At 67.6% G+C, this 25,499-nt stretch carries 21 protein-coding genes and 4 tRNA genes; 16 read left to right on the top strand and 9 right to left on the bottom strand.

The features are described 5' to 3' along the window. Nucleotides 1-170: 170 nt before the first annotated feature. Nucleotides 171-779 carry a MarR family winged helix-turn-helix transcriptional regulator gene (locus E0E18_RS03625; RefSeq protein WP_130839357.1) on the top strand — a complete coding sequence of 203 codons (609 nt, stop codon included), beginning with the start codon at nt 171-173 and terminating at the stop codon, nt 777-779. A 94-nt stretch (nt 780-873) separates the two neighbouring features. Then, a complete protein-coding gene (locus E0E18_RS03620; RefSeq protein WP_110482472.1) occupies nt 874-2,031 on the top strand; it encodes an MFS transporter in 1,158 nt (385 codons plus the stop codon). Between the two features lie 42 nt (nt 2,032-2,073). On the opposite strand, the gene efeB is transcribed toward E0E18_RS03620, so the two are convergent. The 3 genes from efeB to efeU are packed head-to-tail and all read right to left on the bottom strand — an operon-like array spanning nt 2,074 to nt 5,346. Beyond that, nucleotides 2,074-3,387, bottom strand: coding sequence for an iron uptake transporter deferrochelatase/peroxidase subunit (efeB, locus tag E0E18_RS03615; RefSeq protein ID WP_130839356.1), 1,314 nt, complete (start codon nt 3,385-3,387; stop codon nt 2,074-2,076). A gap of 1 nt (nt 3,388) precedes the next feature. Beyond that, nucleotides 3,389-4,546 carry an iron uptake system protein EfeO gene (gene efeO / locus E0E18_RS03610; RefSeq protein ID WP_110481263.1) on the bottom strand — a complete coding sequence of 386 codons (1,158 nt, stop codon included), beginning with the start codon at nt 4,544-4,546 and terminating at the stop codon, nt 3,389-3,391. After that, nucleotides 4,543-5,346, bottom strand: coding sequence for an iron uptake transporter permease EfeU (gene efeU / locus E0E18_RS03605; RefSeq protein WP_066583047.1), 804 nt, complete (start codon nt 5,344-5,346; stop codon nt 4,543-4,545). Before efeU ends, efeO begins: the two co-directional genes overlap by 4 nt. A 285-nt stretch (nt 5,347-5,631) precedes the next feature. On the opposite strand from efeU, the gene E0E18_RS03600 reads away from it, so the two are divergent. Both E0E18_RS03600 and E0E18_RS03595 read left to right on the top strand, forming a co-directional pair. Continuing rightward, nucleotides 5,632-6,693, top strand: coding sequence for a 3-isopropylmalate dehydrogenase (locus tag E0E18_RS03600; protein WP_066583044.1), 1,062 nt, complete (start codon nt 5,632-5,634; stop codon nt 6,691-6,693). A 183-nt stretch (nt 6,694-6,876) separates the two neighbouring features. Then, entirely contained in the window at nt 6,877-8,109 is a 1,233-nt protein-coding gene (locus E0E18_RS03595; protein WP_237559617.1) for an HNH endonuclease signature motif containing protein, read from the top strand. A gap of 70 nt (nt 8,110-8,179) precedes the next feature. Here the strand turns inward: E0E18_RS03595 and E0E18_RS03590 are convergent, their stop codons facing one another. Then, nucleotides 8,180-10,258, bottom strand: a complete 2,079-nt coding sequence (locus E0E18_RS03590) for an NADPH-dependent 2,4-dienoyl-CoA reductase (protein ID WP_066583041.1) — start codon at nt 10,256-10,258, stop codon at nt 8,180-8,182. Then, on the bottom strand, nt 10,255-10,860 hold the full coding sequence (locus E0E18_RS03585; RefSeq protein WP_130839355.1) for a PadR family transcriptional regulator: 606 nt from the start codon (nt 10,858-10,860) through the stop codon (nt 10,255-10,257). Before E0E18_RS03585 ends, E0E18_RS03590 begins: the two co-directional genes overlap by 4 nt. A 109-nt stretch (nt 10,861-10,969) precedes the next feature. On the opposite strand from E0E18_RS03585, the gene E0E18_RS03580 reads away from it, so the two are divergent. The 3 genes from E0E18_RS03580 (at nt 10,970) to E0E18_RS03570 (ending at nt 14,548) form a co-directional block, all read left to right on the top strand. After that, complete coding sequence (locus E0E18_RS03580) at nt 10,970-12,955, top strand: putative nucleotidyltransferase substrate binding domain-containing protein (protein ID WP_130839354.1); 1,986 nt, start codon at nt 10,970-10,972, stop codon at nt 12,953-12,955. Next, nucleotides 12,955-13,635, top strand: a complete 681-nt coding sequence (locus tag E0E18_RS03575) for an exonuclease domain-containing protein (protein ID WP_130839353.1) — start codon at nt 12,955-12,957, stop codon at nt 13,633-13,635. Before E0E18_RS03580 ends, E0E18_RS03575 begins: the two co-directional genes overlap by 1 nt. Nucleotides 13,636-13,741: 106 nt before the next feature. Continuing rightward, nucleotides 13,742-14,548, top strand: coding sequence for a fumarylacetoacetate hydrolase family protein (locus E0E18_RS03570; protein ID WP_066583038.1), 807 nt, complete (start codon nt 13,742-13,744; stop codon nt 14,546-14,548). Here the strand turns inward: E0E18_RS03570 and E0E18_RS03565 are convergent. Both E0E18_RS03565 and E0E18_RS03560 read right to left on the bottom strand, forming a co-directional pair. Beyond that, nucleotides 14,545-15,687, bottom strand: a complete 1,143-nt coding sequence (locus tag E0E18_RS03565; RefSeq protein ID WP_130839352.1) for an isochorismate synthase — start codon at nt 15,685-15,687, stop codon at nt 14,545-14,547. The genes E0E18_RS03570 and E0E18_RS03565 overlap by 4 nt on opposite strands. A gap of 68 nt (nt 15,688-15,755) precedes the next feature. Continuing rightward, nucleotides 15,756-16,553 carry an SDR family oxidoreductase gene (locus E0E18_RS03560; RefSeq protein WP_130839351.1) on the bottom strand — a complete coding sequence of 266 codons (798 nt, stop codon included), beginning with the start codon at nt 16,551-16,553 and terminating at the stop codon, nt 15,756-15,758. Nucleotides 16,554-16,644: 91 nt separating this feature from the next. Here E0E18_RS03560 and E0E18_RS03555 point away from each other — a divergent pair, with 91 nt between their 5' ends. The 9 genes from E0E18_RS03555 to E0E18_RS03515 all read left to right on the top strand — a co-directional run bounded on the left by E0E18_RS03555 (nt 16,645) and on the right by E0E18_RS03515 (nt 22,174). After that, nucleotides 16,645-17,403 carry a TIM barrel protein gene (locus E0E18_RS03555; protein WP_130839350.1) on the top strand — a complete coding sequence of 253 codons (759 nt, stop codon included), beginning with the start codon at nt 16,645-16,647 and terminating at the stop codon, nt 17,401-17,403. A gap of 11 nt (nt 17,404-17,414) precedes the next feature. Then, nucleotides 17,415-18,908 (top strand): glutamate--tRNA ligase, encoded by a 1,494-nt coding sequence (gltX, locus tag E0E18_RS03550; protein WP_066583036.1) that lies wholly within the window; start codon nt 17,415-17,417, stop codon nt 18,906-18,908. A gap of 136 nt (nt 18,909-19,044) precedes the next feature. Further along, nucleotides 19,045-19,116 (top strand) — tRNA-Gln (locus tag E0E18_RS03545). Between the two features lie 26 nt (nt 19,117-19,142). After that, nucleotides 19,143-19,218, top strand: a tRNA-Glu gene (locus E0E18_RS03540). 29 nt (nt 19,219-19,247) lie between these two features. Then, nucleotides 19,248-19,319 (top strand) — tRNA-Gln (locus E0E18_RS03535). A gap of 26 nt (nt 19,320-19,345) precedes the next feature. Further along, nucleotides 19,346-19,421: transfer RNA gene (locus tag E0E18_RS03530), tRNA-Glu, on the top strand. A gap of 138 nt (nt 19,422-19,559) precedes the next feature. Continuing rightward, complete coding sequence (locus E0E18_RS03525) at nt 19,560-20,378, top strand: histidine phosphatase family protein (protein WP_066583035.1); 819 nt, start codon at nt 19,560-19,562, stop codon at nt 20,376-20,378. A 118-nt stretch (nt 20,379-20,496) separates the two neighbouring features. Continuing rightward, on the top strand, nt 20,497-21,075 hold the full coding sequence (locus tag E0E18_RS03520; protein ID WP_110481266.1) for a TetR/AcrR family transcriptional regulator: 579 nt from the start codon (nt 20,497-20,499) through the stop codon (nt 21,073-21,075). A gap of 22 nt (nt 21,076-21,097) precedes the next feature. Then, on the top strand, nt 21,098-22,174 hold the full coding sequence (locus E0E18_RS03515; protein WP_130839349.1) for an ABC transporter substrate-binding protein: 1,077 nt from the start codon (nt 21,098-21,100) through the stop codon (nt 22,172-22,174). Here E0E18_RS03515 and E0E18_RS03510 read toward each other — a convergent pair. Together E0E18_RS03510 and E0E18_RS03505 are read right to left on the bottom strand one after the other, a co-directional pair. After that, complete coding sequence (locus tag E0E18_RS03510) at nt 22,131-23,819, bottom strand: ATP-binding cassette domain-containing protein (RefSeq protein ID WP_130839348.1); 1,689 nt, start codon at nt 23,817-23,819, stop codon at nt 22,131-22,133. The two genes, E0E18_RS03515 and E0E18_RS03510, sit on opposite strands and share 44 nt — an antisense overlap. Then, nucleotides 23,816-25,387 carry an ATP-binding cassette domain-containing protein gene (locus tag E0E18_RS03505; RefSeq protein ID WP_161972239.1) on the bottom strand — a complete coding sequence of 524 codons (1,572 nt, stop codon included), beginning with the start codon at nt 25,385-25,387 and terminating at the stop codon, nt 23,816-23,818. Before E0E18_RS03505 ends, E0E18_RS03510 begins: the two co-directional genes overlap by 4 nt. Between the last annotated feature and the right edge of the window lie 112 nt (nt 25,388-25,499).

Below are 25,499 nucleotides of genomic sequence, written 5' to 3'. Positions count from 1 at the left end.
GCTGGACAGGGAACTGTCCCCCCCCGGACTCCGGACACTGTCGTACCGACCCGGAAGCCACCGCCGTGCAGGCGGTGGCTTCCGGGTTTTCTGCGTGTGACCCTGGGGCAGTGCCGTGGCAGAAAGACCGGACTTGTACATAACGAGCTTATATAATACCGTTATGCGACATGGCTCTTTCCGATTCCGGTACCTCCTCTGACGTCTCTGACGTCCCCCGCAGTTCCGACAGTTCCGACCTCCGGGACATCGCCCAGGAGATCCGCGACTCCCTGCGGGTGGCCATCCAGATGGTCCGTGTCCTCGAGTACCCCGGGGAGCTCTCCACCGCCCAGGTCAGTGTGCTCAACACGCTGGCCGAAGGTCCGGCCAGGATCGGCGACCTCGCCAGGCTCAGCGGAGTCACCCAGCCGGGGATGAGCCAGCTCGTCTCCCGACTGGGTGCTGCGGGGCTGGTCAGGCGCCGCACCTCGGCAGGTGACGCCCGCGTGACTCTCGTCGACATGACGGAAGCGGGACGTGAGGCGCTCGCCGAAGCGAACAGACAGCGTAACGGCGTCCTGTCCTTCTATCTGGACCGTCTGGACGCCACTGACCGGGAGAAGGTCCGCGCAGGTCTGGGACCTTTGTCACGGCTCGCCGCCGAGATCGTCAGACAGGAGAGGCAGGGTGCCGGTTCCGACGCCCGCCGGGAACGCAGGGACGCCGGAATGGCAGAAGCAACCCCAGCAGCAGACTCAGAAGCAACCACAGCAGCAGACACAGAAGCAGGGAGATGACCGGGTGAAAACGACCTCGACAGATGACAGCAGTGCCGGTGGCGTCACCCCCGTGGCACCTGACGCCGCGACACTGGAGTCCGAGAAGGAGTCGATGCTCCGCCAACCTGTTGCGGTGTGGGCGACTGCCCTGGCCTGCGTCTTCGCCTTCATGGGTATCGGACTGGTCGACCCCATCCTGCCGGCGATCGCCGAGAATCTGGATGCCGGCCCGTCCCAGGTCTCACTGCTGTTCACCAGCTACTTCGCGGTCACGGCCGTGATGATGCTGGTCACCGGGGCGGTGTCGAGCCGGGTGGGAGGAAAGCGAACGCTTCTGACCGGGTTGACGCTCATCGTGATCTTCGCCGCCCTCGCCGGAACCTCCGGAAGTGTCGGAGAACTCGTCGCCTTCCGTGCCGGGTGGGGTCTGGGCAACGCACTGTTCGTGGCGACCGCCCTGGCGGTCATCGTCGCCGTCGCCTCCGGGGGTCGTGCCGTCGCGATCATCCTCTACGAGGCGGCACTCGGGCTGGGCATGGCCTGCGGCCCGCTGGTGGGTGCCGTCCTGGGGGACCTGAACTGGCGCGGCCCCTTCTTCGGCACTGCCGTCCTCATGCTCATCGCACTGCTGGTGCTGGTGGTCAAACTTCCCTCCACACCGGTGACCGGGGAGAGGACCAGTTTCGCTGCTCCGCTGCGGGCACTGCGGCACGGCGGTCTTTTCGGGGTGTCATTTTCCGCTCTGTTCTACAACTTCGGATTCTTCACCGTGCTGGCCTATACCCCGTTCCTCCTGGACTCGGGGGAGTACGGGATCGGCCTCGTGTTCTTCGGCTGGGGTTCCGCTCTTGCGGTCTTCTCGGTCTTCATCGCCCCGGTGTTCCAGAACCGTGTCGGAGCCGCGAACACCACGATGCTCACCCTCTGTGGTCTGGTCGCCGTGTACGTCCTGCTCGGTGTCTTCCACGGCACACCGTGGGTGGTCACCGTGCTGGTTGTCGTCTCCGGTGCCCTGCTGGGTGTCAACAACACCATGTACACGGAGATGGCGATGAGCGTGTCCGACAACCCCCAGCCTGTCGCTTCGGCCGCGTACAACTTCGTGCGGTGGATGGGAGGCGTCATCGCCCCGTTCGCGTCGACGGAACTGGCGGAGAAGTTCGATCCCTCCGTCCCGTATTTCACGGCCGCGGCCGCCGCGGTGGTCGCGGTCACGGTGATGCTGTTCACACGCAGTGCGGTGGAGGTGCACGGCCCGCACGCCGTCTGACCTGGCCTGTCGCCGACCCGGAGGCGACATCGGGCCGGTCGCCTAACCGCCGAACAGTGCGGTGCCCCAGTTCGCGGAGGATCCTTCAGCCAGCCCGGGCGGACAGGCGAACACCGCCTTGGACTCGTATCTGACGTACTCGTTCATCTTGTCCTCGTGCGCCAGCTTCATCTGGACCGGTGTGAAGTTCACCGACGGTGCGGCGACGTAGGCGATGAAGAACAGCCCGCCTGACAGGTGCCCCATCGAGTCGGAGCCTTCGATGAAGTTGTAGGCGCGTCGCAGCATCCGCTGCCCGTTGTTCTGGTCAGGGTGCGCCAGATAGACATGGGAGTCCCGGGGAATCGCAGGCCCGCCGGTACCCAGGTAGAGGTCGAAGGGCAGGTCGTCGAACTCGTCGTGGGCGCCGATGGGGGCTCCCGAGCCCTTGTACCTGGCGAAGGTGTGCTGCTGGTCGTCGAGGATCTGACGGTCCCAGACTTCCAGAAGCATCCGTATCCTGCGGACGCACATGTAGGTGCCGCCGGTCATCCACCCGCCCGGTCCGGCACTGTCGGGCCGGTCCGCGGAGACCCACACCATGTTGTTGATGTCATCGGTCTCGTCGGCGGTGATGTTGCGGGTGCCGTCCTTGAACCCGAAGAGGTTGCGCGGGGTGTCACCCTCCTTCGTGGTCCTTGACGCGGCCCCGTACCCCAGCTGCGACCACCTGACTTCGACCACCCCGGAGCCGGCGCGGGTGAGGTTGCGTACCGCGTGGACGGCCACCTGGGGATCGTCGGAGCATGCCTGGATGACGATGTCCCCGTCGCACAGGTCCGGCACCAGCTGGTCTCCGGGGAATTTCGGCAGCGTTTCGAGTTCCGCAGGTCGGCGGTCCTGCAGGCCGAAACGTCCGTCGAACAGGGAGGGGCCGTAGCCGACGGTGACTGTCAGGCGTCCTGCGGACAGGTCGACCGCTTCGCCGGTGTCCTCCGGGACGAGGTTGAGGGTGCCGTCGGGATCGGTGTTGGCGTCCGCGTCCGTCCCCGTCAGGGCACCTCCGTCGGTGGTCTGTTCGCCCCGGGTCATCCGTTCGGCCATGGTTGTCCAGGTCGCGAGCATGTCCCGAAGCTCGTCACGGTCGTCGGTGAGGACGTTGAAGGCGACGATGTGCAGGTGCTCCTGCTGGGCGGTGGTGACGCCTGCCTGGTGGTCGCCCCGGAACGGGACGGTCTGTCCGGCGTTCCGGTCGTCTTCTCCTGAAGAGCAGGACGCCAGGGACGCCGCTCCGGCGGTGCCTGCTGCGGCGGCGCCGAGCCCTGTGAGGCCCAGGCCGGTGAGGAATCCGCGTCGGGAGACTGACCCGCGGGGCATTTTACTTCGCCTCCGCTCCGGTGATGACGCCGGTGACCTTGGCGACCTGTTCGTTGAGCTGGTCAAGGGCGGTGGAGAGTTTCCTGCGGTCATCTTCCCCGACCTTGTCGTAGGAGATGAAGCCGTCGCCCTGACGGAAACCGTCGAGCAGTTTCTGGACGTTGTCGAACTTGGCGTTGATGTCGGCGAGCAGGTTGGGGTCCTTCTCGTCGATGGTCTCCTCGAGGGCGGCGACGGCGGCCTTGGAGCCGTCGAGGTTGGCCTGGAAGTCCCACAGGTCGGTGTGGGAGAACGTGTCCTCTTCACCGGTGATCTTCGAGGTGGAGATCTCGTCGAGGAGGCCGTGGGCACCGTTGGCGATGGCGTCGGGTGCGACGGTGAAGTCGGTGGCGTCGACCCCGTCCGCCAGTTCGGCGACATCCTTGACCAGCTGGTCGGCGTCAGCCTTCGTCTCGTCGTTGATCCGGCCGTCCACCCACAGGGCCTTCTCGATCTTGTGGAACCCGGTCCATTTCTGGCCGTCCTCGAGGTCTGCCTCGCGCAGGTCGATCCGCGGGTCGAGGTCATCGGGGAAGGCTTCGGCGATCGGCTCGATGCGCTCGTAGTACGTCCTCGTCGGGGCGAACAGTGATTTGGCGGTGTCGACGTCACCGGCGCGGACGGCGTCGGCGAAGGTGTCGACGGACTCCCGCAGGGCGGTTGTCTGCGAGCGAACGTAGCGCAGGTAGCCGTCGACGGCTGCGCTGAGTTTGTCGTCCCCCTCGGCGAGGTCGACGGCGTCTCCGGTGACGGTGAGATCATGGCTGATACCGTCGCCGACCATGCCGGGCTTGCAGGTCACCTTGTATGTTCCGGCCTCGGGGATGGACACCAGCAGCTTGCGTGTCGCCCCGGGGCCGATGTTCTCGACCTCGCCGACGACGCGGTCACCGGAGGTGTAGACGTAGAACTCGGTGATCTTCCTGCCGTTGTTGGTGACCTCGAAACTGTTGTTTCCGGTGGTCGCGTCGTAGGAGTCGACGTCGCAGGAGTCGTCGGTGGCGGTGACGGTGAACGCCGGGGCGTCATCGTCCTTCTCCGTGCAGGAGGCCACGGCCAGGGGGAGGGCCAGCACGACCGGGGTGACCACGGCTGCGCGGGTGACACGGGAGAACATCATTTCTTGTCCTTTACGGGGCGGAAGTAGGTGGGAACGGTGATGAGGAGGAACAGTGCCCATGCGGTGAACGCGAGCACGGTCGGCGCTGCGACGATGTTGAACATTCCCTCGAGAAGGGTGGCGTACCAGGTACCGGGCACGAGGACGCCGGAGATGTCGAAGGCGTAGTCGGTCAGTCCGGGAAGCACATTGGCCTCCTGGAGGTCGGTGATCCCGTAGCGGAGGATGCCTGCGGCCACGAGGATGAGGAGGGCCCCGGTGACCCGGAAGAAGATCCTCAGGTTGACGTTGACTGCTCCGATGTACACGGCCACACCGATGGCGACGGAAGCCGCGACCCCGGTGACGAGCCCTGCGAAGGGGACGCCGAGGGCACGGCTGAAGGAGTCGAAGACCAGGAGGGCTGTTTCGATGCCTTCCCTGGCGACGGCGATGAAGGCCACCGTCGCGACTGCGAGGGGGCCTGTGGACACGGCGTGCCCCATCTTCCCCTCGAGTTCGGCGGTCATGTTCCTGTCGGCGCCCTTCATCCAGAGCAGCATCCACACGACCAGCGCCACGGTGACCAGTGAGGCGATACCTCCGATGAGTTCCTGACCGGTGGTGGTGAGTGTTCTGGTGCCGAAGTGGATGACGAGGAAGACTCCCACGGTGACCAGGAGTGCGGCGAGGACACCTCCCCAGAGCCAGGGGTAGGAACGACGTTGGTCCGTCTTCCGGAGGTATGCGGCGAGGATGATGACCACCATGGTGGCCTCGAGTCCCTCGCGGAGCCCGATGAGGGCGTTGGTGTAGAACACGGACGCTGCTTTCTGACACGGTGTGCTGACTGTTGACCGGTCGGGCGCGGCCGGTGCCCGGCCACTTACCAGAGGTGAGCCTCACCGAAGTGTCCGGGGAGAATGGATGTTAGTCCCCGACGGTGCCGGACCACACAAGATCGACGTATGTGTATACCCCTTCATGCACCCCCGGGGTAGGTCTGCGGGGGTGGATGATGTCCGCAGGGCGAGAGCCGGGCACATGGTAGTCTGACTGGAGATTTCCAACTATGTGAGACGCGATAACGCGAAAGGGTCCACAGAATGAAACTTGCGGTTATTGCCGGAGACGGTATCGGAACCGAGGTCACCGCCGAAGCACTGAAAGTCCTGCGCTCGGTGACATCGGCGACCGGCGGCGGGGCCGTCGACACCACCGACTACGACCTCGGGGCACGGCGCTACCTGCGCAACGGGGAGCTCCTCACCGACGCCGACCTCGAGTCCCTGCGCGACCATGACGCGATCCTCCTCGGCGCCGTCGGCGATCCCAGGTCGGTCCCCGCCGGCGTTCTCGAACGGGGTCTGCTGCTGCCGCTGCGGTTCCGGCTGGGCCACGCCGTGAACCTGCGCCCGGCGAAACTCTTCCCCGGGGCGTCCTCACCTCTGGCGGAACCCGGGGACATCGACTTCGTGGTGGTCCGTGAAGGGACGGAGGGGCTCTACTGCGGTAACGGCGGTACCCTGCGCGAGGGGACCGACCACGAAGTCGCCAGTGAGGTCAGTCAGAACACGTGGTACGGGGTCGAACGGGTCGTCCGGGACGCCTTCTCCCGGGCACGGGCACGGTCCCGCAGGCTGACCCTCGTCCACAAGACCAATGTGCTGGTCAACGCCGGCGGCCTGTGGTCTCGGGCCGTGGAGACCGTCGGCGGTGAATACCCGGACGTGGAGGTTGACTACTGTCACATCGACGCGGCGACCATCTACATGGTCACGGATCCGGGCCGTTTCGACGTGATCGTCACCGACAACCTGTTCGGCGACATCCTCACCGACCTGGCCGGGGCCGTCACCGGTGGAATCGGTCTGGCGGCGTCCGGCAACATCGACCCGTCCCGGAAGAATCCCTCGATGTTCGAGCCGGTCCACGGCTCCGCGCCGGACATCGCCGGCAAGGGCATCGCCGACCCGTGTGCGGCGATCCTGTCCACGGCACTGCTGCTGCGGCATCTCGCGGGCAACGAGGGGGAGGACGCCACCCTGCGTAACCTTCAGGCCGAGAAGATCGAGGCTGCAGTGCTCGCTGAAGTTGCGGGACGGGACGGATCCCAGATCCGTACTGCCGAGGTCGGTGACCGGATCGCCGCTGCGGTGGGAGTGTAGGCGCGGGGGGAGGGGCGGTTGGCGGTGCGGGACTGTGGGGCCCGGCCGGCTGGCCCGGTCGGCTGGCGGAGTCAAACATATGTTTGACTCCGTGGATTGGTTCGGGTAGTATTGCTAACGTACATACCAGGAAGTTGGGGAGCCGGCAGGGGGCCGGGCGAGATTGGACGGGGGGGGGCGAAGATGGATGCTCTGTATCCGGAATCCGTTGTGGGGGTGGAGAATCCGGCCCGGCAGCTCGTGACTGACCTGAACAGGCGGGAGCTTTCACTCGTGTCATGGTTGGTGACGGTGGTGCCGGAGCTGCGGGCCTCGAGCGTGCTGGCGGCACGCGGACGGTCCCGGTCGGAGGCCTACCGTTACGTCCACGGGGCGGGAATCGCCGAACGTATGCCGGCACTGTTTGAACTTCTGTTCGATGACGGAAGAATCACTGTGGATCACCTGGACACGGTGTGGCTGAGAATCAACAGGCACCTGGTGGGGCTCAAGACCCGTGTGGCCGAATCGGTCCGCCCGTTGATTGACGCGGCAGTCTCTGAGGCTCTCTCGGACTGGATCAGAGAGGGCGGACCCGCCACTCTGGAGGCATTCTCCCAGGTGACGGATGAGACTCTGGCGGCAGTCGCAGGGAACATCGTGTCCGCCACGGAACAGCGTGAACAGGACACACAACGGCTGTACCGGCGGGAGAACCGGTTGATCCTCGACTGCGGATCTGCCGTGACGGCAGACGCCGTCTGGTCCACGGTGGGGGACCGTGCCCTGGACCTGCTGAGGGAAGCCCGTCGGGCGGAACACGACGGCACTGAGGAGGCCCTGTGCTCCGATGAGAATGCCGCGTTCTCCGGACTCCCCTCGATGGCCCAGTGCAGGGCGAGGGTCCTGCTCGACCTTCTGGGTGACACTCCGGCCACCATGAAGATCACGGTGAACTTCTACCGCCCGACACTCGACGGCAGACACGGTGTCGGAGGTGCGTTCATTCCCGGAGTCGGATATGTCTCCGACCTCACCGCCAGCGCACTTGAAGGTGTGGCGACCCTGGTTCGCGAACTCCCGTCCCGGAAGGAGATCAATCACCGGCAGGCGCGTGGGTACACCTTCACCACGCTCCAGAAAGCGACAGTGCAAGGCAGGGACGGACACTGCAGGTTCCCCCACTGCGCCGTGCCGGCCGGCAGATGCGAACACGACCACATCATCAGCTCCCCGCACACCACCCCGGAATCTGACGGTCCGACCTCCGTCTCAAACTGCATGCTGTTGTGCCGCACCCACCACGCCCTGAAAACCGCAGGACTGTGGTCAGCGTCAACTCCGGACGACGGAGTGACGGTGGACCGGACAGGACCCGACGGCTACACCGACTCCACCGAAGCCGACGGGCCCCTGGCGCCCCTGCGTTCCAGTTAGCCGGTCCTCGCACCCCGGTGGTCATCCGACCCACCGGGACGCCGGCACGCCCGGAAACAGGGCGACAGCGTCACGCGATACGTGCCGCGGCCTCCGTGCCCTGACGGATCGCACGTTTGGCGTCCAACTCTGCGGCAAGGTCCGCGCCACCGACGATGTCGAAGGTGACTCCCGCGGCAGCCAGCGGCTCCGCCAGATCATTGACGGACTCCTGTCCGGTGCACAGGACGATGTTGTCGACGGCGAGGACACGACGACCCGTGAGCACCTTCGACACCACCCTTCCTTTCCTGTCCTTCTTCTCCTCGTAAAAGGCCAGGTGCAGTCCGTCGTCGTCGATCCTCTCGTAGGTCGCCCCGCTGATCTGCTCGACCTTCTTCGCCTTCACCGCGGCGCGGTGGACCCAGCCGGTGGTCTTCCCCAGCGTCCTTCCCTGACGGGTCGGCTTACGCTGCACCATGTACACCTCGCGCAGGGGAGCCTCCGGCCGCGGGGTCGTCAGGAAGCCCGGGGTGTCCAGATCCTCGGTGACCCCCCACTCCTGCTCCCACTCCTTGAGGTGCAGGGAAGGGGAATCCGGGCCCGAGGGAGTGGTGAGAAACTCCGAGACATCGAAGCCGATCCCCCCGGCACCGAGCACCGCCACCCGGTGACCTATCTCCCTCTCACCACGCACAGCCTGCGCGTACGTCATCACCATCGGATGATCCGCCCCCTCGATCCGTGGGACACGCGGGGTCACCCCGGTAGCCAGGATCACATGGTCGAAGTTCTCCTCCGTCAACTCCTGGGCCGAAACCCTCGTGCCCAGCCTCACATCCACCCCGAGTACCGCCAACCGGGTACGGAAATACCGGATGGACTCGTGGAACTCCTCCTTCCCCGGAATACGGGCAGCAATAGCGAACTGCCCGCCCACATGGTCCCGTGCCTCGAAAAGCGTGACCCGGTGTCCTTTCTCCGCCGCGGACACCGCCGCAGACAGACCCGCAGGCCCGGCACCGACCACCGCGATCCTCTTCGCGGAACGGGTCGGGGAGAGCACAAGAGTCGTCTCCCGCCCCGCCCGCGGATTGACCAGACAGGAAACTCTCTTACCGACGAAAATGTGGTCGAGGCAGGCCTGGTTGCAGCCGATACACGTGTTGATCTCCCCAGGACGTCCCTGTGCCGCTTTCTCCATGAAACGAGGGTCGGCGAGGAACGGGCGTGCCATGGAGACCGCGTCCACCCGGTGGTCGGTGAGGACCTGCTCGGCAACCTCAGGCGTGTTGATCCGGTTCGACGCGATGAGCGGGATCGAAACCTCGTCACGCAGTCTCTCCGTGAATTTCACGAAAGCGGCGCGCGGAACCGAAGTGACAATCGTCGGGACCTTCGCCTCATGCCAGCCGATGTCGGTGTTCACGGCGTCCACCCCGTGTCTCTCGGCACGCCGGGCGAGCAGTGCAATCTCCTCGAACGTCTGGCCACCGTCCACGAAATCGGCGACGGACTGGCGCAGGATCACCGGAAACTCACGGGGAACCTGCCGGCGGATCTCATCGATGACCTCGATGAGGAAGCGCTGCCGGTTGACGGTGGACCCGCCCCAGCGGTCGGTCCGGTCGTTGGTGTGGGGGCAGAGGAACTGGTTGACCAGGTAACCCTCGCCCCCCATGATCTCCACGGCGTCATACCCCGCCAGGCGGGCCAGGCGGGCGGCGCGACCGAAGGAACGGATCGTACGGCGGATCATCCCCTCCGTCATCCGGATGTGCCTGAACGGGTGGATCGGCGAAGGCTCGGACCCGGGAGCGGCCTTGAAAGGTGTCACCCCGTAGCGCCCGGCGTGGAGGATCTGCATGGCTATCAGCCCGCCCGCCCCGTGGACGGCGTCGGTGACCCGGCGGTGGTGACGGACCGCCAACGGCGTGGCCATCCGCGCTCCCATCGCCATGAGGTCTCCGGAGCGGATCGGTGCGATTCCCCCGGTGATGATCAGACCGACCCCGCCCCGGGCACGTTCGGCATAGAACTCGCCGAGCTCGTCAGCGTGTCGGATCCGGTCCTCCAGTCCGGTGTGCATGGAACCCATGACAGACCGGTTCGGAAGAGTGATGCCGCCGATGTCCAGCGGGCGGAACAGATTCGGGTAAAGGGAGCTCATGTCGGACTCTTCTCAGGGGTCGTTGCAGGGGCTGGTTCAGGAGAAAGTGCAGTCAGCACCTCGTTGCACCAGTCGACGAACGCCTCCTCCAGGCGGATGCCGCCGCGGAGAACGAGGTACTGGTGCAGGCGCCGGCCGGTCGGGATCTGCGCCGGGGTCAGGGTCTGCCCCGTGGGGACCACTGCATCGGGGAACTGGGTCCGTGCGTAGTGGTGGTACAGGGCGAGGCGTCCGGAATGGACTTCGAGGTGGTGTCTCACGTCGTCGAGGACACGTGCCATGTCTCCGTGCCCGGCACCGCGGAGTTTCACGCCGAGTTCGTCACGCAGCGTGGTGACCGTGGTCGGCTGGTCGATCCAGGACGCCAGGGCGTCCTCGCCGGCGGGGGAGAGTGTGTAGATCTTCTTGTCCGGACGTCCCTCCTGGACGACGTCGCGGCAGGTGATCAGGCCGTCGGCGTGCAGGCGGGACAGGGTGCGGTAGATCTGCTGTCGGGTCGCCGGCCAGAAGTGGCCGAGTGACGTGGCGAACTGCCGTCCCAGCTCGTAACCGGTGCCGGGTCGTTCAGCCAGTGAGATCATGATCGCGTGGTCCAACGCCATACCTGGACTGTAACGCACATCACAGGGCCATGTGCAACAAGTTGCATATCCCCGACCCGGGGGTGAAAACCGGACAGAGGGGGAGACATGCGCCGGTAGTGTGGGCTCCATGAGTGTGGAACTCGACGAAGTCCGCCGTTTCCTCGCCGGTCAGGAACCGTTCACCCACCTGCCGGACGCCGAACTGCGCTCCCTCCCGTCTTCCATGACGATGACCTACGTCCGCCGCGGGCAGACCGTCATCACCTCGGGAGAGGACAATGACCACCTCTACATCGTCAGGTCCGGGGCGGTGGACGTCATGGACGACAGCGGGGTGCTGCTCGACCGACGCGGCACAGGCGACTCCTTCGGGTATTCGACGATGCTGCCCGGCCGCGGCGAACATGGCGGCAACAGTGCCGGTAGTGCCGGTAGTGCCGGCAGCGGCCCAGGCACCGCCGTCGACGACCACGGGCCGTCCCGCTACACGATGGTCGCGGTCGAGGACAGTCTCCTGCTGGTCCTGCCCGGCGAAGCGCTCGTCGATCTTGTCGGCAGGCATCCGGACATCGCCCGCTACTACTCAGGCCTTTCGGTGCGTATCCGCGCGGATTCGGAACGGTTGAGAAGCAGCTCCGGTGCCGACATGCTCCGGCGTACCGTCGCGGACCTCGGCACCGGCAGCGGGGCCGGCACCGGTGCAGGAGCGAGGGACGGAGGCAGGGCACTGGTCACCGTGGACTCCGGTGTCACGGTGGCGGTCGCGGCGCAGACCATGGCACGCCACGGCGTCTCCTGCCTGCCGGTGGTGGTGGGTGACCGGCTGGTCGGCATCCTCACCGACCGTGATCTGAGAAACCGCGTCCTGGCTGAAGGTCGTGACGCGGCAACCCCGGTGAGTGAGGTCATGACCCCCGGGCCTGTCACGGTGGAACCGCACACGACGGTCTTCGAGGCGATGCTGCGGATGAGTGACCTGGACATCCACCATCTTCCCGTCACCGACCCGGAGGCCGGGGGAGCACCCGTCGGCATGCTCGCGGCCTCGGACGTCATGCGCACCCTGAGATCGGACCCGATCTACCTCGCCGCCGACCTGTCCAAGGCCACCACCGCCGCGCAGATGCGGCGGATCGTGAAGGACGCCGCACAGATGGCCGCGGGCTTCATCGAACGGGGAGCCTCGCCCGACGAGGTCAGCGGCCTGCTCACCGTAGGACTGGATTCCCTGGCCCGCCGGCTGCTGGTGCTGGCGGAGGAGGAACTCGGTCCGCCGCCGGTCGCCTACGGCTTCGCCGTCGTCGGGTCACAGGGACGCCGTGCCGCCGGCTTCGCCTCGGACCAGGACAACTGCCTGGTGCTCTCCGACGACTACGACCCGGACGCCCACGGTGACTACTTCAGGTCGCTGTCGGACCGGGTGTGCGACGGACTGGCGGAAGCAGGCCAGGTCAGGTGCCTGGGGGACATGATGGCGTCGAACCCGGCGTGGCGGATGACGGCGGGCAACTGGGCCCGGACCTTCCATACCTGGACGACGGCCCCGGAGCCCGACGCGGTGCTCCACGCGCAGACCTTCTACGACATGCGCGTGGTCCACGGTTCCCGGGAACTGGTCGAGTCCGTGCACAGGTCGGCGGTCGCGTCGGCGAAAGGCTCCGGGAGACTCCACGCCCAGCTCGCAGCGCTCGCCGTGAGGAGGGAGCCACCGCTCGGCGTGTTCCGTGGGCTGGTGGTCCGCCGTGGCGGCGACTACGCCAACACCCTCGACCTGAAGAAAGGGGGCATCGCCGCTGTCGTGCAGATCGCCAGGCTGTATGCGCTGGTCGCCGGGGTGACGGCGGTGGGGACCGGGCAGCGTCTGTCCGCCGCGGCCGCGGCGGGGGTCTTGTCGCAGCAGGGCGCGCGTGACCTCACCGACGCCTTCGGGGTGCTCACGGGTCTGGCGCTGCGGCACCAGGCCAGGCAGCTGCGGCTCGGAGAGCCCGCCGACTACGCCGTCAGTCCCGACTCCCTGGGACGCATCGAGCGGGAGAACCTGCGGGACGCCTTCGGCATCATCAAGTCCATCCAGTCGTCCCTGGCGACGGCGTACCCGGTCAGGAGCACCTGATGGCACTGGCGGACAGACTGCGGGTGCTGGGCAGGGGACTGGCGCGACCCCTGTCCGCCGGCCGCGGCGTCCGGGTCCCGGAGCACCCGCCCGCCCCGGACACTCCACTGGACAGGCTGCCCCTGCTCGCCGTGGACGTCGAGACGACCGGACTGCGACCGGGCAGGGACCGGCTGCTGTCGATCGGGTGGGTGCCGGTCGACGGGAGGGTGATCGACCTGTCGGGTGCACGGGAGGTGGTGCTGCATGACACGTCCGGTGCGGGGGAGTCGGTGACACTGCACGGCCTGACCGACGACGTCCTGGCCGCCGGGGTCCCGGCGGCGGAGGCGCTGGGGGAGTTTCTCGCCGCCCTGCAGGGGCGGGCCCTGCTGGCGCACTTCGCCGTGGTGGAGACCGGGTTTCTCGGGGAGGCGTGCAGGCGGGAGCTGGGAGTGCGCCTGGATGTGCCCGTGGTGGACACTCTCGAGCTGGAGCGGAGGCACATGGAACGTATGGGCACGTATCCGCGGGGGGAGGACCTCCGTCTGGCCCGGGTCCGGCAGCGATACGGTCTGCCGACCTACCGCAGCCACAGTGCCTCCGCTGACGCGCTGGCGGCCGCCGAGCTCTTCCTCGCACTCACCGCGGGAGGTGAGGGGGCCCGGAAGTTCATCACCCTGCGCTCGACACAGGTGTGATATTTCACACATGGTGTCCCATCATGTGGGCATTTGCGCCCGTTGCGTCCCGAACCGCGCCGGGCGGTGACACCTGCTCAGGGGCACCTATGTAGTGTGTCATTACATGCGTATCTCCCGTATTGCCCACCCTGAAGGCATGGCCTTCGCAGTCCTGGAAGGGGGCCAGCCGGACGGTTCAGGAGCGACCTGCCGCGAGATCGCCGGCCACCCCTTCGGCGAGCCGGAGTTCACCGGCCGCACCTGGCCCGTCGAGGACGTCCGTCTGCTGGCCCCCATCCTCCCCTCGAAGGTCGTCGCCGTGGGGCGTAACTACGCCGACCACGTCAAAGAGGTCTTCAAGAAGTCCGCCGAGCACCTTCCCCCGACGATCTTCATCAAGCCGCCGACAGCGGTCATCGGCCCGGGCGCGCCGATCCGCATCCCGGAGTGGGCCACCCGCGTGGAATTCGAGGGAGAACTCGCCATCGTCATCGGCCGGCCCTGCAAGGACGTCGCCCGTGACGACTGGAAGTCCGTCGTCCTCGGCTTCACCATCGTCAACGATGTCTCCTCCCGGGACCTGCAGTTCGCCGACGGCCAGTGGGCCCGTGCCAAAGGCCTGGACACCTTCTGCCCGCTGGGCCCGTGGATCGAGACCGACCTGGACTTCGCCGAACTCGACAACCTGCCGATCAAGGCGCACCTCACCCACGACGGCACCACCGAAACCCGCCAGGACTCCAACTCCGACCAGATGATCAAGTCCATCCCGGAAATCATCGAATGGGTGTCCGCCGCCTTCACCCTCCTGCCCGGAGACGTCATCTGCACCGGTTCCCCGGCAGGAACCGCCGAGATGGTCCCCGGTGACTCGATCGACATCGAGATCCCCGGACTGGGGCACCTGGTCAACCCCGTCGAGCGGTACTAGACCGACCGCATCGACGCCGGGACGTTGAGCGCCCGCAACGCGGTCTGGAGCTTCGCGGTCGTCTCCGCGGTCTCCTCGGCTGCCGAGGAGGACGCCACGATCCCGCCCCCCGCCCAGGCCCTCGCCCCGGCACCGGCGACCTCGGCGCACCGGATCGAGACCATGTACTCACCGTCGCCGTCGGCCCGGCCCCATCCGACAACCCCCCCGTAGAAGTCCCGCGGTTCCTCTACCTCGTCGATGATCCCCAGCGCCGCCTCTGTGGGGCAGCCCCCCACCGCCGGGGTCGGATGCAGCATCAGCGCCAGGTCCAGGGCCGAGGGGCCGTCCGCCGGCACCCGCCCACGGATCCGCGTCCCCAGGTGCCACATCTCGTTGGTCCGTATCAGCCCGGGGGTATCCGGGATGTCGAGCTCGGTGCACACCGTCGACAGCACCCGGCGGTAGTGGTCGGTGACCCACCGGTGCTCGGCAAGGTTCTTGGTGGACTCCTGCAGCTGGCGTCCCGCCCCGGCGTCGGCGTTCCTGTCCCGCAACCGGGGCGCCGATCCTGCCAGGGGCAGGGCCTCGACGACCGTGCCCCGCCGGCGGACCAGGAGTTCGGGAGACGAACCGACCAGCATCGACCCCCGGTCATCGTGGCGTCCGGTGGCCCCGAGGTCGACGGCGAAACCGTCACGCTCCGCGGACAGGTCGATCATGCGAGCGGCGATGAGCAGGGGGTCGACCTCGTCGGCGAACTGCACGTCCACGGCGCGGGCCAGTACGACCTTCTCCAGGGTGGACGCGTGGATGGTGCCTATCGCCGCAGCGACGGTGGACTGGTGCTCCTCCAGGGTGGTCAGGGGTGAGACCGAGACAACCTCGGCGCGCCGGGCCGCCGTCTGACCGCGGTAGTGGGCGGGAGGCTCCAACGGGCAGTCCGAGGTGGAGTACCGCTCCGGGACAGTCAGGGCGGCACGGTTGCCGGTGTCGAAGGGGACAGCCCCCACGAGGATCTCCGCGTCGCCGTCACGCAGCATCGTCGCGGCCTCGAACGGGTCCGGCCATGTCGACCGGGACCCGCTGGAGCGCAGACTCCCGGAATGACGCGACAGCAGGAAATCCGGTGCTGTCACAGGACGGTCGAGGTTGGTCACGCTGTCAACCGTACCCAGTGGTTACAGGGTGACAGAAATCACCCGTCGACCTCTGTGGGAGGGAACGCTCATCCACGCCCGAGGAAGGGCATGCCCGCCGCTGTGACAGTGACGTTGTCGACACTGACGCCGGCGGGCAGGTCAGCGACCGTGACGAGGAGACGGGCGGCCTCTGCGGCGTCGAAGACAGGTTCGGCACCGGTGAAAGACGACAGCAACCCCGTCCGGGCGTTCCCGATGTCCAGTTCGGTGGCGGTGACCCCGCAGTCACGGCCGTCCAGGGCGGTGGATACCGTCAGGGACGCCACCGCCGCCTTCGACGCGGCGTACGCGGCGGCATGTGCCCTGGGGACTCGGGCGGCGACCGAACCGTTGTTGATGATCCTGCCGCCGCCGTGCGACGCCATCCACGCGAACGCGGCCCGGGTGCACAGGAAAGTCCCGGCAGCATTGGTGCGCATTGTGGCGGTGAACCCGGAGGGGTCCACCTCGTCGATCCGTCCGGTCGGACCGGGGACACCCGCATTGTTGACCAGCAGGTCCAGCCGTCCGTAGCGGTCCGTGACCTCGGAGAACGCCCGGGTCACCGACTCCTCGTCGCCCACGTCGCACACGACTGCGCTGTGAAGGCGGCCGTGACTGTCACCGTGACTGTCACCCTGACTGTCATCGTGCGTCGCCGCCGCACAGGCGGCTACGGTCGCCTCGAGAGTGGACGGTGACCGGCCGAGGGCGGCCACCGTCCACCCGGCGCGGGCCAGGGCGGTGGAGAACGCCCGGCCGAGTCCGCCGCCGGCGCCGGTGACGACGGCCACGCGGGGGACGCCGCTGTCCGGTCGCGGGACCGGGGTGGTGTCGGTGCTCATGCGACCGGATTCTACGGCAGTGCCCGTCCGCACCCCGTCCCTGTCCTGTCCGCACCCGTCCCTGTCCGCCCCCGGCACCTATAATCCGCGCATGACCCAGCCGCCCGCGCCTGAGACCTCCCCCGCCCGTCTCTGCACCGCCGTCAACTGTTCGGTGGGGCGTCCGGCCGGCGACCCGGACCTGGACAGGGCAGGTGCCCTCGGCCTGGACCGCATCGAACTGTGGTGGCCGTGGACGACCCCGGAACCCCCGGACGACCGGGTCGATGACCTGCTCGCCGAACTGTCCCGACGTCGGCTCACCCTGGTCGCACTCAACTTCTGGGGCGGGGACACCTCCGTCGGCGACCGGGGCGTCCTCCACCGGCATGCCCTGACGCAACGGCACCTGGACATCCACGCAAGGGTGGCGGAGGCCACCGGCGCGGACCGGTTCAACCTCCTGGTCGGCCGGGGTGGCCGGCGTACCACCGCAGCTCAGCTCGACAGGGTCGCCGCCGTGGCGGACTCTGTCGCCTCCCGCATTCCGGGGACCGTGCTCATCGAACCGAGCCGCAGTCCGGGGCCGGGACCCGCGGACTATCCGGTGCAGACCCCGGAGGACGCCGACCGTGTCATCCGCGCGGTCTCCGGCACCGGTCTGCTCATGGACTTCTGGCATGTCCCCGAGCTGGCGGACGCCTGGCTGCGGGACCTCGCGGAGTCCGGCACTGTGCCCGCCCACGTGCAGCTGGCCGATGATCCGGGCCGTGGATCACCGGGCAGTGGCGTCCTTCCGCTGGGCCGTTGGGTGTCGGCGCTGAGGGCGGCGGGCTACACAGGCGACATCGCCGGAGAGTGGGTGTGGTGAAATAGGGGACCATGAGTGACATTCGCGTCCGTTTCTGCCCGTCACCGACCGGGACCCCGCATGTCGGCATGGTGCGCACCGCACTGTTCAACTGGGCCTACGCCCGTCACACCGGCGGCAGGCTGGTCTTCCGTATCGAAGACACCGACGCCGCCCGTGACTCCGAGGAGTCCTACCAGGCGATCGTCGACTCCCTGAACTGGCTCGGCCTCGACTGGGACGAGGGAGTGGACCCGGTAGGCGGCCCCGACGCCCCGTACCGTCAGTCCCAGCGCATGGACATCTACGCCGAGGTCCTGCAGAAGCTGAAGGACGCCGGTGAGGTCTACCCCGCCTACTCCACCGCGGAAGAGGTCGAGGAGAGGCACCGCGCCGCCGGGCGCGACCCGAAGCTCGGCTACGACAACTACGACCGTGACCTCACCGACGCACAGATCGCCGCATTCGAGGCCGAGGGACGCAGGCCTGTGTGGCGTCTGCGGATGCCCCGGAAGACCTGGACCTGGAACGACCTGGTCCGTGGGGAGGTCAGTGTCGAACCGGAGAATGTCCCGGACTTCGTCGTCGCACGGTCCAACGGGGCTCCGCTGTACACCCTGGTCAACCCGGTGGATGATGCGCTCATGCGGATCACCCACGTGCTGCGCGGAGAAGATCTGCTGCCCTCCACCCCCCGCCAGCTGGCTCTCTACGAGGCGCTGGAGAGGATCGGTGTGGCCGGGTTCACCCCCGAGTTCGGTCATCTGCCCTTCGTCATGGGTGAGGGCAACAGGAAACTGTCCAAGCGTGACCCGCAGTCCAACCTGTTCAACCACCGGGACGCCGGGATCATCCCCGAGGGCATGATCAACTACCTGTCCCTGCTGGGCTGGTCACTGTCGGCGGACAGGGACATCTTCTCCCGCGAGGAACTGGTGGCGAACTTCGATGTCGCGGACGTCAAGCCGAACCCTGCCCGGTTCGACCAGAAGAAGCTCGAGGCCATCAACGCCGACCACATCCGCCTGCTGGAGCCCGCCGACTTCGCGGCACGGCTGCGCTCCTACCTGGAGGAGTACAAGGACTTCCCGTCCGACTACCCGGCCGGGAAGTTCGCGTTCGCCGCCGAACTCGTGCAGACCCGCATCAAGGTGCTCGGTGACGCCGACGCTCTGCTGCGCTTCCTCGTCACCCCGGACGAGGAGCTGGAACTGGACCCGAAGGCGGCGAAGAAGAACCTCAGGGAGGACGCCGTGGAGGTGCTTGACGCGACCGTCGAGGAGCTTGAGGCACTGGATGACGACCAGTTCGTCACCGCGACAGTCGAGGAGAAGATCAGCGGCCGTCTCATCGACTCGATGGGGCTGAAGCCGCGCAAGGCCTACGGTGCCCTGCGGGTGGCGGTCACCGGGGCACAGGTCTCGCCCCCGCTGTTCGAGTCGATGGAACTGCTGGGCAGGGACTCCACCCTGGCGCGTCTGCGGGCGGCCCGGAAGGTCACCCCGTACACCGTGGCCGAGCAGTAGACGTGGCCGAGCACGTGGCCGAGCAGTAGACACTGCCGACCTGCAGGTTTGCACCCGATCCTGCCGCGCGCCTATAGTTGTCCCCGTTGCGCGGCAGGGGAACCGGTTCCGGACTCACACCTGCCGTGGTGATGATTGGCCTATGGTGTAATTGGCAACACAGCGGTTTCTGGTACCGTCGTTCTAGGTTCGAGTCCTGGTAGGCCAGCGGAAATGCTCTCCGGAGTGTTTCATGCTCCGTTCGTCTAGCGGCCCAGGACGCTGGCCTCTCACGCCGGTAACACGGGTTCAAATCCCGTACGGAGTACCACGCATCTGCTGTCGGGGATGCGGAAGTTTTGGCCTATGGTGTAATTGGCAACACAGCGGTTTCTGGTACCGTCGTTCTAGGTTCGAGTCCTGGTAGGCCAGCGGAAATGCTCTCCGGAGTGTTTCATGCTCCGTTCGTCTAGCGGCCCAGGACGCTGGCCTCTCACGCCGGTAACACGGGTTCAAATCCCGTACGGAGTACCAGATCAGGATCCCGTCGGGCGCCCTCGTGCCCGGCGGGATCCTGTCGTCCTGGGTTGGGGGTCAGCAGGAGGAGGCGTCCTGCGGGGAGTCCGGCGACGTACCCGGTGACGGGTCGGGCGGCGGGACTAATGTTGTGGCATGACCATGCCCAGGAACCTTGTCCTCGTCCGTCACGGACAGAGTGAGGCCAATGTCATCCAGAAACGGGACAAGGCAGGCGACCAACGCCTGTTCACGGAAGAGACCATGCTCGTCGCCGACCGTTCCTGGCGGTTGACCGAGGACGGGGTGGCGCAGGCGCGCACCGCCGGCAGGTGGATCCGGGAGAACATCGACTCCTTCGACCGGTGCATCACCTCTCCGTTCGTCCGGACGAGGGAGACTGCGGCGTCCTTGGGGATCAGGGGCGCCAGGTGGGAGGAGAACCGTGTCGTCCGGGAGCGTTCATGGGGTGAGATCTCACCGCTTCCACGTGCCGTCTTCGAGGAGCAGTACTCCCACAATGCCCTCCTGAAGAGGAAGGACCCGCTGTACTGGGCGCCTCCGGCGGGGGAGTCGATCGCCGATGTCGCGGAGAACCGGGTGCGCAATCTGCTGAGTACCCTGCACCGGGAGAGCAGTGAGCAGAATGTGCTGGTCGTCTCCCACGGGGATTTCATGTGGTCGACCAGGCTGGTGCTGGAGCGGTGGAGTGACGAGCAGTTCCTGCGGTACGACAAGGACCCGTCGATGACGATCCACAACTGTTCGGTGGTGCACTACACGCGGATCAACCCTCATACGGGGGTCGAGGAGTCGAAGATCCGCTGGGTCAGGTTCGCCCATCCCCGGTGTGACCCGGAGACCGGTCAGTGGCGCATGCAGGTCCAGGACTGGAAGTCTTTCGACCGGCGCTACCTCACCAACGAGGAGCTGCTGGCTCAGGCCGAGGAACAGGCGAGGATCCTCTCCCGCTGAGGCGGGTTCCCGGTGCACCTTCGGCGCACGACGATACGGTGGAGACCGTGTCCGAGCTCTGTACAGCCCATCATGTGTACGCGTATACTTCCGTGTGCACCTCATCAGGAGAACCCCCTTGCCCAGACTGACCAGACCACTGATCCTCCGCCACGCCCTGCCGATGGTCGACGCCGACGGAGACGTGTCGATGCGGAAACTGGCGTCCAGCCTCTCCGTCACACCGATGGCCCTGTACCGGCACTACCCCGGAAAGGACGCCCTGCTCGCCGATATCGTCGAGGAGAAGTCCCGGGAGCTCGACCTGCCCGAACCACTGGAGGACCCCGTGGCGGACACCGTGCAGACGGCCCTCTACCTCCACGACTTCCTGGTGGAACGCCCCTGGATGATCCGGCTCATCGCCACCGCCCGCCTTGCCAGCCCCCGGGGCTTCGCCTTCGCCCGGCGGTTCCTCGATGCAGCCGGCCGGGCAGGACGCGGTGAAGCCGAGGCCTTCGTGTTCTACCGCACGGTGTTCGCCACGATCCTCGGACTGGCGACCATCACAGCCAGGAAGAACGCGGAGGCGGACGCGGACCCCGCAGAAGCCACGGATGCCGTGCCGGCACAGCTCGCGACACGGTGGGGGGAACTGGACCGGGCGACGGGACCTGTCGAGGTGCTCACCACGGTCGCGGAAATCCTCCGCGGCTGATCCCCGAAAGGACCTTTCCTCCGTGAAAACCAGATTCATCCCGCTGTTGCTCGCCGTCACGACGACAGCCGCCCTCGTGGCCTGTTCAGACGACACCTCCGGCACCACCGCAGGCACGTCCGGCTCCTCCGGTGCAGCCTCCGGTGCCGACAGCGCCTCCGGTGCCGACAGTGCCTCGTTCCCCGTGACCTTCACCAGCCCCTTCGGCACCACCACCGTCGAGTCCCGGCCGCAGCGCGTCGTCGCCCTGGGATGGTCCGACCAGGCGGTCGCCACCGAACTCGGAGCTGACGTGGTCATGGCGCCCCAGACCTACTCGAGTATCGGCGGCGGCGGATCCGGCGCCGCCGGAGGCGACGGTCAGGACGGCACCGCCCAAGACCGCATGCTGCCCTACCTGCACCCGGACACGGAACCGGTCTGGTTCAACCCCATGAGCATCGACGTGGAGGCCGTTGCCGGTCAGAAACCGGACATCATCCTGGCCACCAGTGCCTTCACCATCGACCAGGACACCTACGACAAACTCTCCGCGGTCGCCCCCGTCGTCACCTATGACAGGCAGCTCTATGCGGCGTCCCCGGAAGACAGCGCGCTCCGGATCGGTGAGGCGCTCGGCGAACCGGAGAAGGCCGGCCAACTCGTCGACCGGGCGCACCGGGCGGTCGAGGAACTGACCGCGGCACTGCCGGGACTGAAGGACAGAAGCTACGTCTACGGGCAGTACCGGGGCACCAGCATCGCCGCAGTGACCGACAGTGACAACGCCACCGCCAGGTTCATGTCCACCCTGGGACTCGTCCCGGCCCCCGAGGTCGCCGGCATCGACGCGAAAGGCAGGACCCCCGGGACCGTGGACCTGTCGATGGAGAACATCGACCTGGTCGACTCGGCGGACCTCCTGTTCATGACCTTCCAGAGTGACGACGACCGCAGATCCTTCGAGGACTCCGCGACGGTGAAGCGCCTGACCGTCATGGAAGACCGCTACACTGCCCTGGACAAGGAGACGGCCACCGCCCTCCAGGACCCCAACGTGGTCTCTGTTCCGTGGCTCATCGAGCAGCTGCGCCCCGCCCTGGAGAAGGTGGGCCACTGACCCGGCCCAGGGTGATCCGGGCGTCCTCGTGCCAGTCCTCCTCCGGACGGTGACTGACCACGATGACGCCGAGCCGCCTGCCGGACGCCGCAGCGAGACTGCGGCGCAGTCCCAGCAGACCGTCGATGACGCGGGACGCCGTGTCCCCGTCGAGCGCGGCGGTCGGCTCGTCGAGGACAAGGTAGTCGGCGTCGGTGGTCAGGATGCGGTGCACCGCCCGGGCCAGCGCGACCCGCTGCTGCTGACCGCCGGACAGTGCGGAACCTCGCGAACCGGTGTCCGTCAGGACACCGTCGGGACGGCCGGACACCAGGTCGTCCAGCGCCGCCACCGACAGGGCCGTGGCGAGGGCGTCACCGGGATCAGAACCGGGTCCAGAACCGGGGCACGCCTTCGCGCCCATGGTGACGTTGTCCGCCAGCGACCCGGAGAACAGGGTCGGTTCCTGCGGGACGAAAGCGAACCGTCGCATCAACTCCGGCAGGGCGATCGCGGGCAGCGGGGTGCCGTCGAGTGTGACCGACCCGGTCTCCGGATCCTCGAAGCGCATGAGCAGTCCGAGCAGGGTGCTCTTGCCTGCACCCGAGGGGCCGGTCACCCGGACCACCGACCCGGGTTCCACGACAGCGGTGACCGGATCCGAACCCCGTGACGTCACCCCGGTCAGGACCAGCCCGTGACGGACCCCGGCGGTGTCCCGGTCGCGTTCCGGGGCCGGTACCGGAGCTGGAACCGTGCCCGGTGACTCCAGCCGTGGCGCCCCGACGACCTTTTCCAGTGTCCGACGGGCAGCCGACAGTTCCCCGAGAGTGAGGCCGGACAACGCCAGCTGAGACAGTGGGGCGCCAGCCCTGAGCGCGAGGACAACAGCGGCGAGCAGCACCGGCGCCGTCGGAGTGGTGACGACCGACCAGACGAGGACGCCGACAACCGGCAGCCGGTTGGCGACCGCGGCGGTCACACCGGCGGGCACCGTTGCACGGGTCGTCGTGGCCAGGGCGTCCTCCGCACGGCGCCAGCCGGGTTCCAGTGACGCCAGGGTGCGTGTCGGACCGACAGTCGTCACAGCAAGGTCCAGGTGGTCCACGAGTGACAGGGTGGCCTCGTCCGCGGCGGACCCGGCATCGGCCCTGCCGGCGTCCGCCCGCAGGAGCCTGTACTGGGACCACAGGTGCAGGCCCAGTGACAGCAGAAGAGACAGTGCCACAAGCCCTGCCGCGCCGGGGGAGACCAGCACCAGGAGTCCGCCGACGAGTACCGGCGGAACCACCACCGCCGGCACCATGACCTGCAGGTGGTGGGCGGGCAGGGCCATGAGCGCGGGCACGGAGCGGCCGGCGGCGGTGGTGACAAGGGCGCGGGAGGAGGTCGTGAACCACCCCAGGCGCGCACGGACCAGTCCTTCGCCGAGCGCCGCGTAGAGACGGCCCGCGTAGCGTGCCGCCCCGAGAAAGCCCGCATGAGCTCCGAGGACCGTCACCAGCAGGGACACGCCGGCGGCGAGGAGGACAGGGGCCGGGGGACCGCCACGGACCACGGCCCGGGCGAGGACCAGGTACGCGACAGCCTCCACGGCGGCCACGAGGGCACAGATGACGGCGGTGGCGGTGACGGTGGCGTCCGGCAGTCGGCGTGCAGTGTTCACTTCAGTTCCAGTCTGTGGTCGGTCGGTTCGGTCAGGGAGTGGTCGTGGGTGACCATGACGACCGTGCGGGGCAGGGCGCGCAGGGAGGCGACCAGACGGCGTGCGCGCTCCGGATCCAGTGCGCTGGTGGGTTCGTCGAGGAGGATCACCGGGGCGTCCGACAGGAACACCCGGGCGACGGCGACACGCTGGCGCTCCCCGCCGGAGAGGGTGGTGGCCTGCCGGTCAAGGTCAAGCTCCGGCGCTCCGGCCAGCTCCAGTGCGCGGTTGAGTTCCGCGCCGTCAGGTGACGGATGCGCCCGTGTGAGCAGGAGGTTGTCGCGGACAGTGCCGTCGACGACCTGGGCGTCCTGCCCCGTGCACAGGACGGTGCGGGGTCTGGTGTCTGCGTCGAACCGGGTGACGGGCACCCCGTCCAGGGTGACCGAGCCTGACTCGGGCACCTCCAGGCCGGCGAGAGTGTGCAGCAGTGTCGACTTCCCCGCACCGCTGGGCCCGGTGACCACGGTGAACGACCCCGGCGGGAAATCGGCGGAAAGACCGTCGAGGACCTTTCTCCCCCCTGCACGGACGGTCACGTTCCCGACCCGGAGGTCCACCCCGTGACCGTCGGCGGCGTCCGGGGTGGACAGGGTGCCGCGGGGAAGTGCGGGTTCGCCCAGCAGCGCCGACAAGCGCCGGAATGCGCCGGCACCTGCCCGGATGTGGTCCACCCCGTGACCCAGTTTCAGGGCGGGAGCAGTGACAGCGAGACTGAGCAGCATGACGCGCGCCAGGTCCTCTGCCGGTCGGTCATGGGCGACCGCATAGGCGAGGGCGAGCGTGGTGGCGGCCCTGAGCAGGCCCTCGGCGACGGCTGCGGCGGGCGCCGACCGGTTCACCCAGGCGACCATCGCGGTGGAGAATTCGGAGACCTGTTCCCGGTAACGGCGGGCGGCCCCCGCGCCGGCCCCGTAGAGCCTCTGGACCAGAGCACCGCGGGCGTAGTCCTCAGCGGCCGTGACGACACCGGTGACCGCGGTGACCCTGCGGTCGTTGAGCGCGGCAGAGATCCGGGGCAGGAGGACCAGATGGAACACAGCCGCGACAGCGGCAGGAACGAGGGCCACGAGGGGAGCCGGACCGGAGGACGCCACCAGCACGGTGACGCCGGCCACCGGGACGACGAGGAATGTCGCGACGTCGGCCGGGGCGTGGGCGACGAGGTGGTGGAGGGCGTGGACATCGTCGGTGACGCGGCGTCGCAGCACCTCGGCGGGGTACCTGGTCCTGACGGACCAGGGCAGCAGAAGAATGTGCCGTGCCAGGTGCCGGCGCAGGGAGGCCTCGAACTGTGCCTCCGCACGGTGGGAGAGCAGGTCCGCGAGCGGGCCGAGCAGGGCCGTGAGTGTCCAGAGAACCAGGGTGGCGCTGAGGGGGCCGGTGACGCTGTCGCCGGAGGCGGTTGCTCCCACGACCCTGCAGAGGGCGAGCAGGGCTGCCAGCCCGGCAAGATCGGAGGTGACTGCGAGGGCGGTGGCGGTGAGGAGCCGGGGTAGGGCAGGACGGAGGTCTCCGGTGATGGTCACAGCCGGGAAGTATACGCGTATACTTCCCGGTCGGGTAGGGATGACGTGGTGATTATGCGATCGGACGGGGCCTCCTATATAGTTCTCCCCGTTGCACACCACGGCGTCATGC

This window comes from Corynebacterium neomassiliense (assembly GCF_900626215.1).
GTDB lineage: Bacteria > Actinomycetota > Actinomycetes > Mycobacteriales > Mycobacteriaceae > Corynebacterium > Corynebacterium neomassiliense.
Note: the sequence above shows the minus strand (reverse complement) of the source record. Positions and strands in the feature narration are given on the sequence as shown.

Bases quoted from the DNA above. Each gene is read 5' to 3' on its own strand.
- E0E18_RS03525 (WP_066583035.1), top strand. From the start codon at position 19,560: ATGACCATGCCCAGGAACCTTGTCCTCGTCCGTCACGGACAGAGTGAG.
- gltX (WP_066583036.1), top strand. From the start codon at position 17,415: ATGAGTGACATTCGCGTCCGTTTCTGCCCGTCACCGACCGGGACCCCG.
- efeO (WP_110481263.1), bottom strand. From the start codon at position 4,546: ATGATGTTCTCCCGTGTCACCCGCGCAGCCGTGGTCACCCCGGTCGTG.
- E0E18_RS03570 (WP_066583038.1), top strand. From the start codon at position 13,742: ATGCGTATCTCCCGTATTGCCCACCCTGAAGGCATGGCCTTCGCAGTC.
- E0E18_RS03620 (WP_110482472.1), top strand. From the start codon at position 874: ATGCTCCGCCAACCTGTTGCGGTGTGGGCGACTGCCCTGGCCTGCGTC.
- E0E18_RS03600 (WP_066583044.1), top strand. From the start codon at position 5,632: ATGAAACTTGCGGTTATTGCCGGAGACGGTATCGGAACCGAGGTCACC.
- E0E18_RS03625 (WP_130839357.1), top strand. From the start codon at position 171: ATGGCTCTTTCCGATTCCGGTACCTCCTCTGACGTCTCTGACGTCCCC.
- E0E18_RS03580 (WP_130839354.1), top strand. From the start codon at position 10,970: ATGAGTGTGGAACTCGACGAAGTCCGCCGTTTCCTCGCCGGTCAGGAA.
- E0E18_RS03590 (WP_066583041.1), bottom strand. From the start codon at position 10,258: ATGAGCTCCCTTTACCCGAATCTGTTCCGCCCGCTGGACATCGGCGGC.
- E0E18_RS03585 (WP_130839355.1), bottom strand. From the start codon at position 10,860: ATGGCGTTGGACCACGCGATCATGATCTCACTGGCTGAACGACCCGGC.
- E0E18_RS03560 (WP_130839351.1), bottom strand. From the start codon at position 16,553: ATGAGCACCGACACCACCCCGGTCCCGCGACCGGACAGCGGCGTCCCC.
- efeB (WP_130839356.1), bottom strand. From the start codon at position 3,387: ATGCCCCGCGGGTCAGTCTCCCGACGCGGATTCCTCACCGGCCTGGGC.
- E0E18_RS03575 (WP_130839353.1), top strand. From the start codon at position 12,955: ATGGCACTGGCGGACAGACTGCGGGTGCTGGGCAGGGGACTGGCGCGA.
- E0E18_RS03595 (WP_237559617.1), top strand. From the start codon at position 6,877: ATGGATGCTCTGTATCCGGAATCCGTTGTGGGGGTGGAGAATCCGGCC.
- E0E18_RS03555 (WP_130839350.1), top strand. From the start codon at position 16,645: ATGACCCAGCCGCCCGCGCCTGAGACCTCCCCCGCCCGTCTCTGCACC.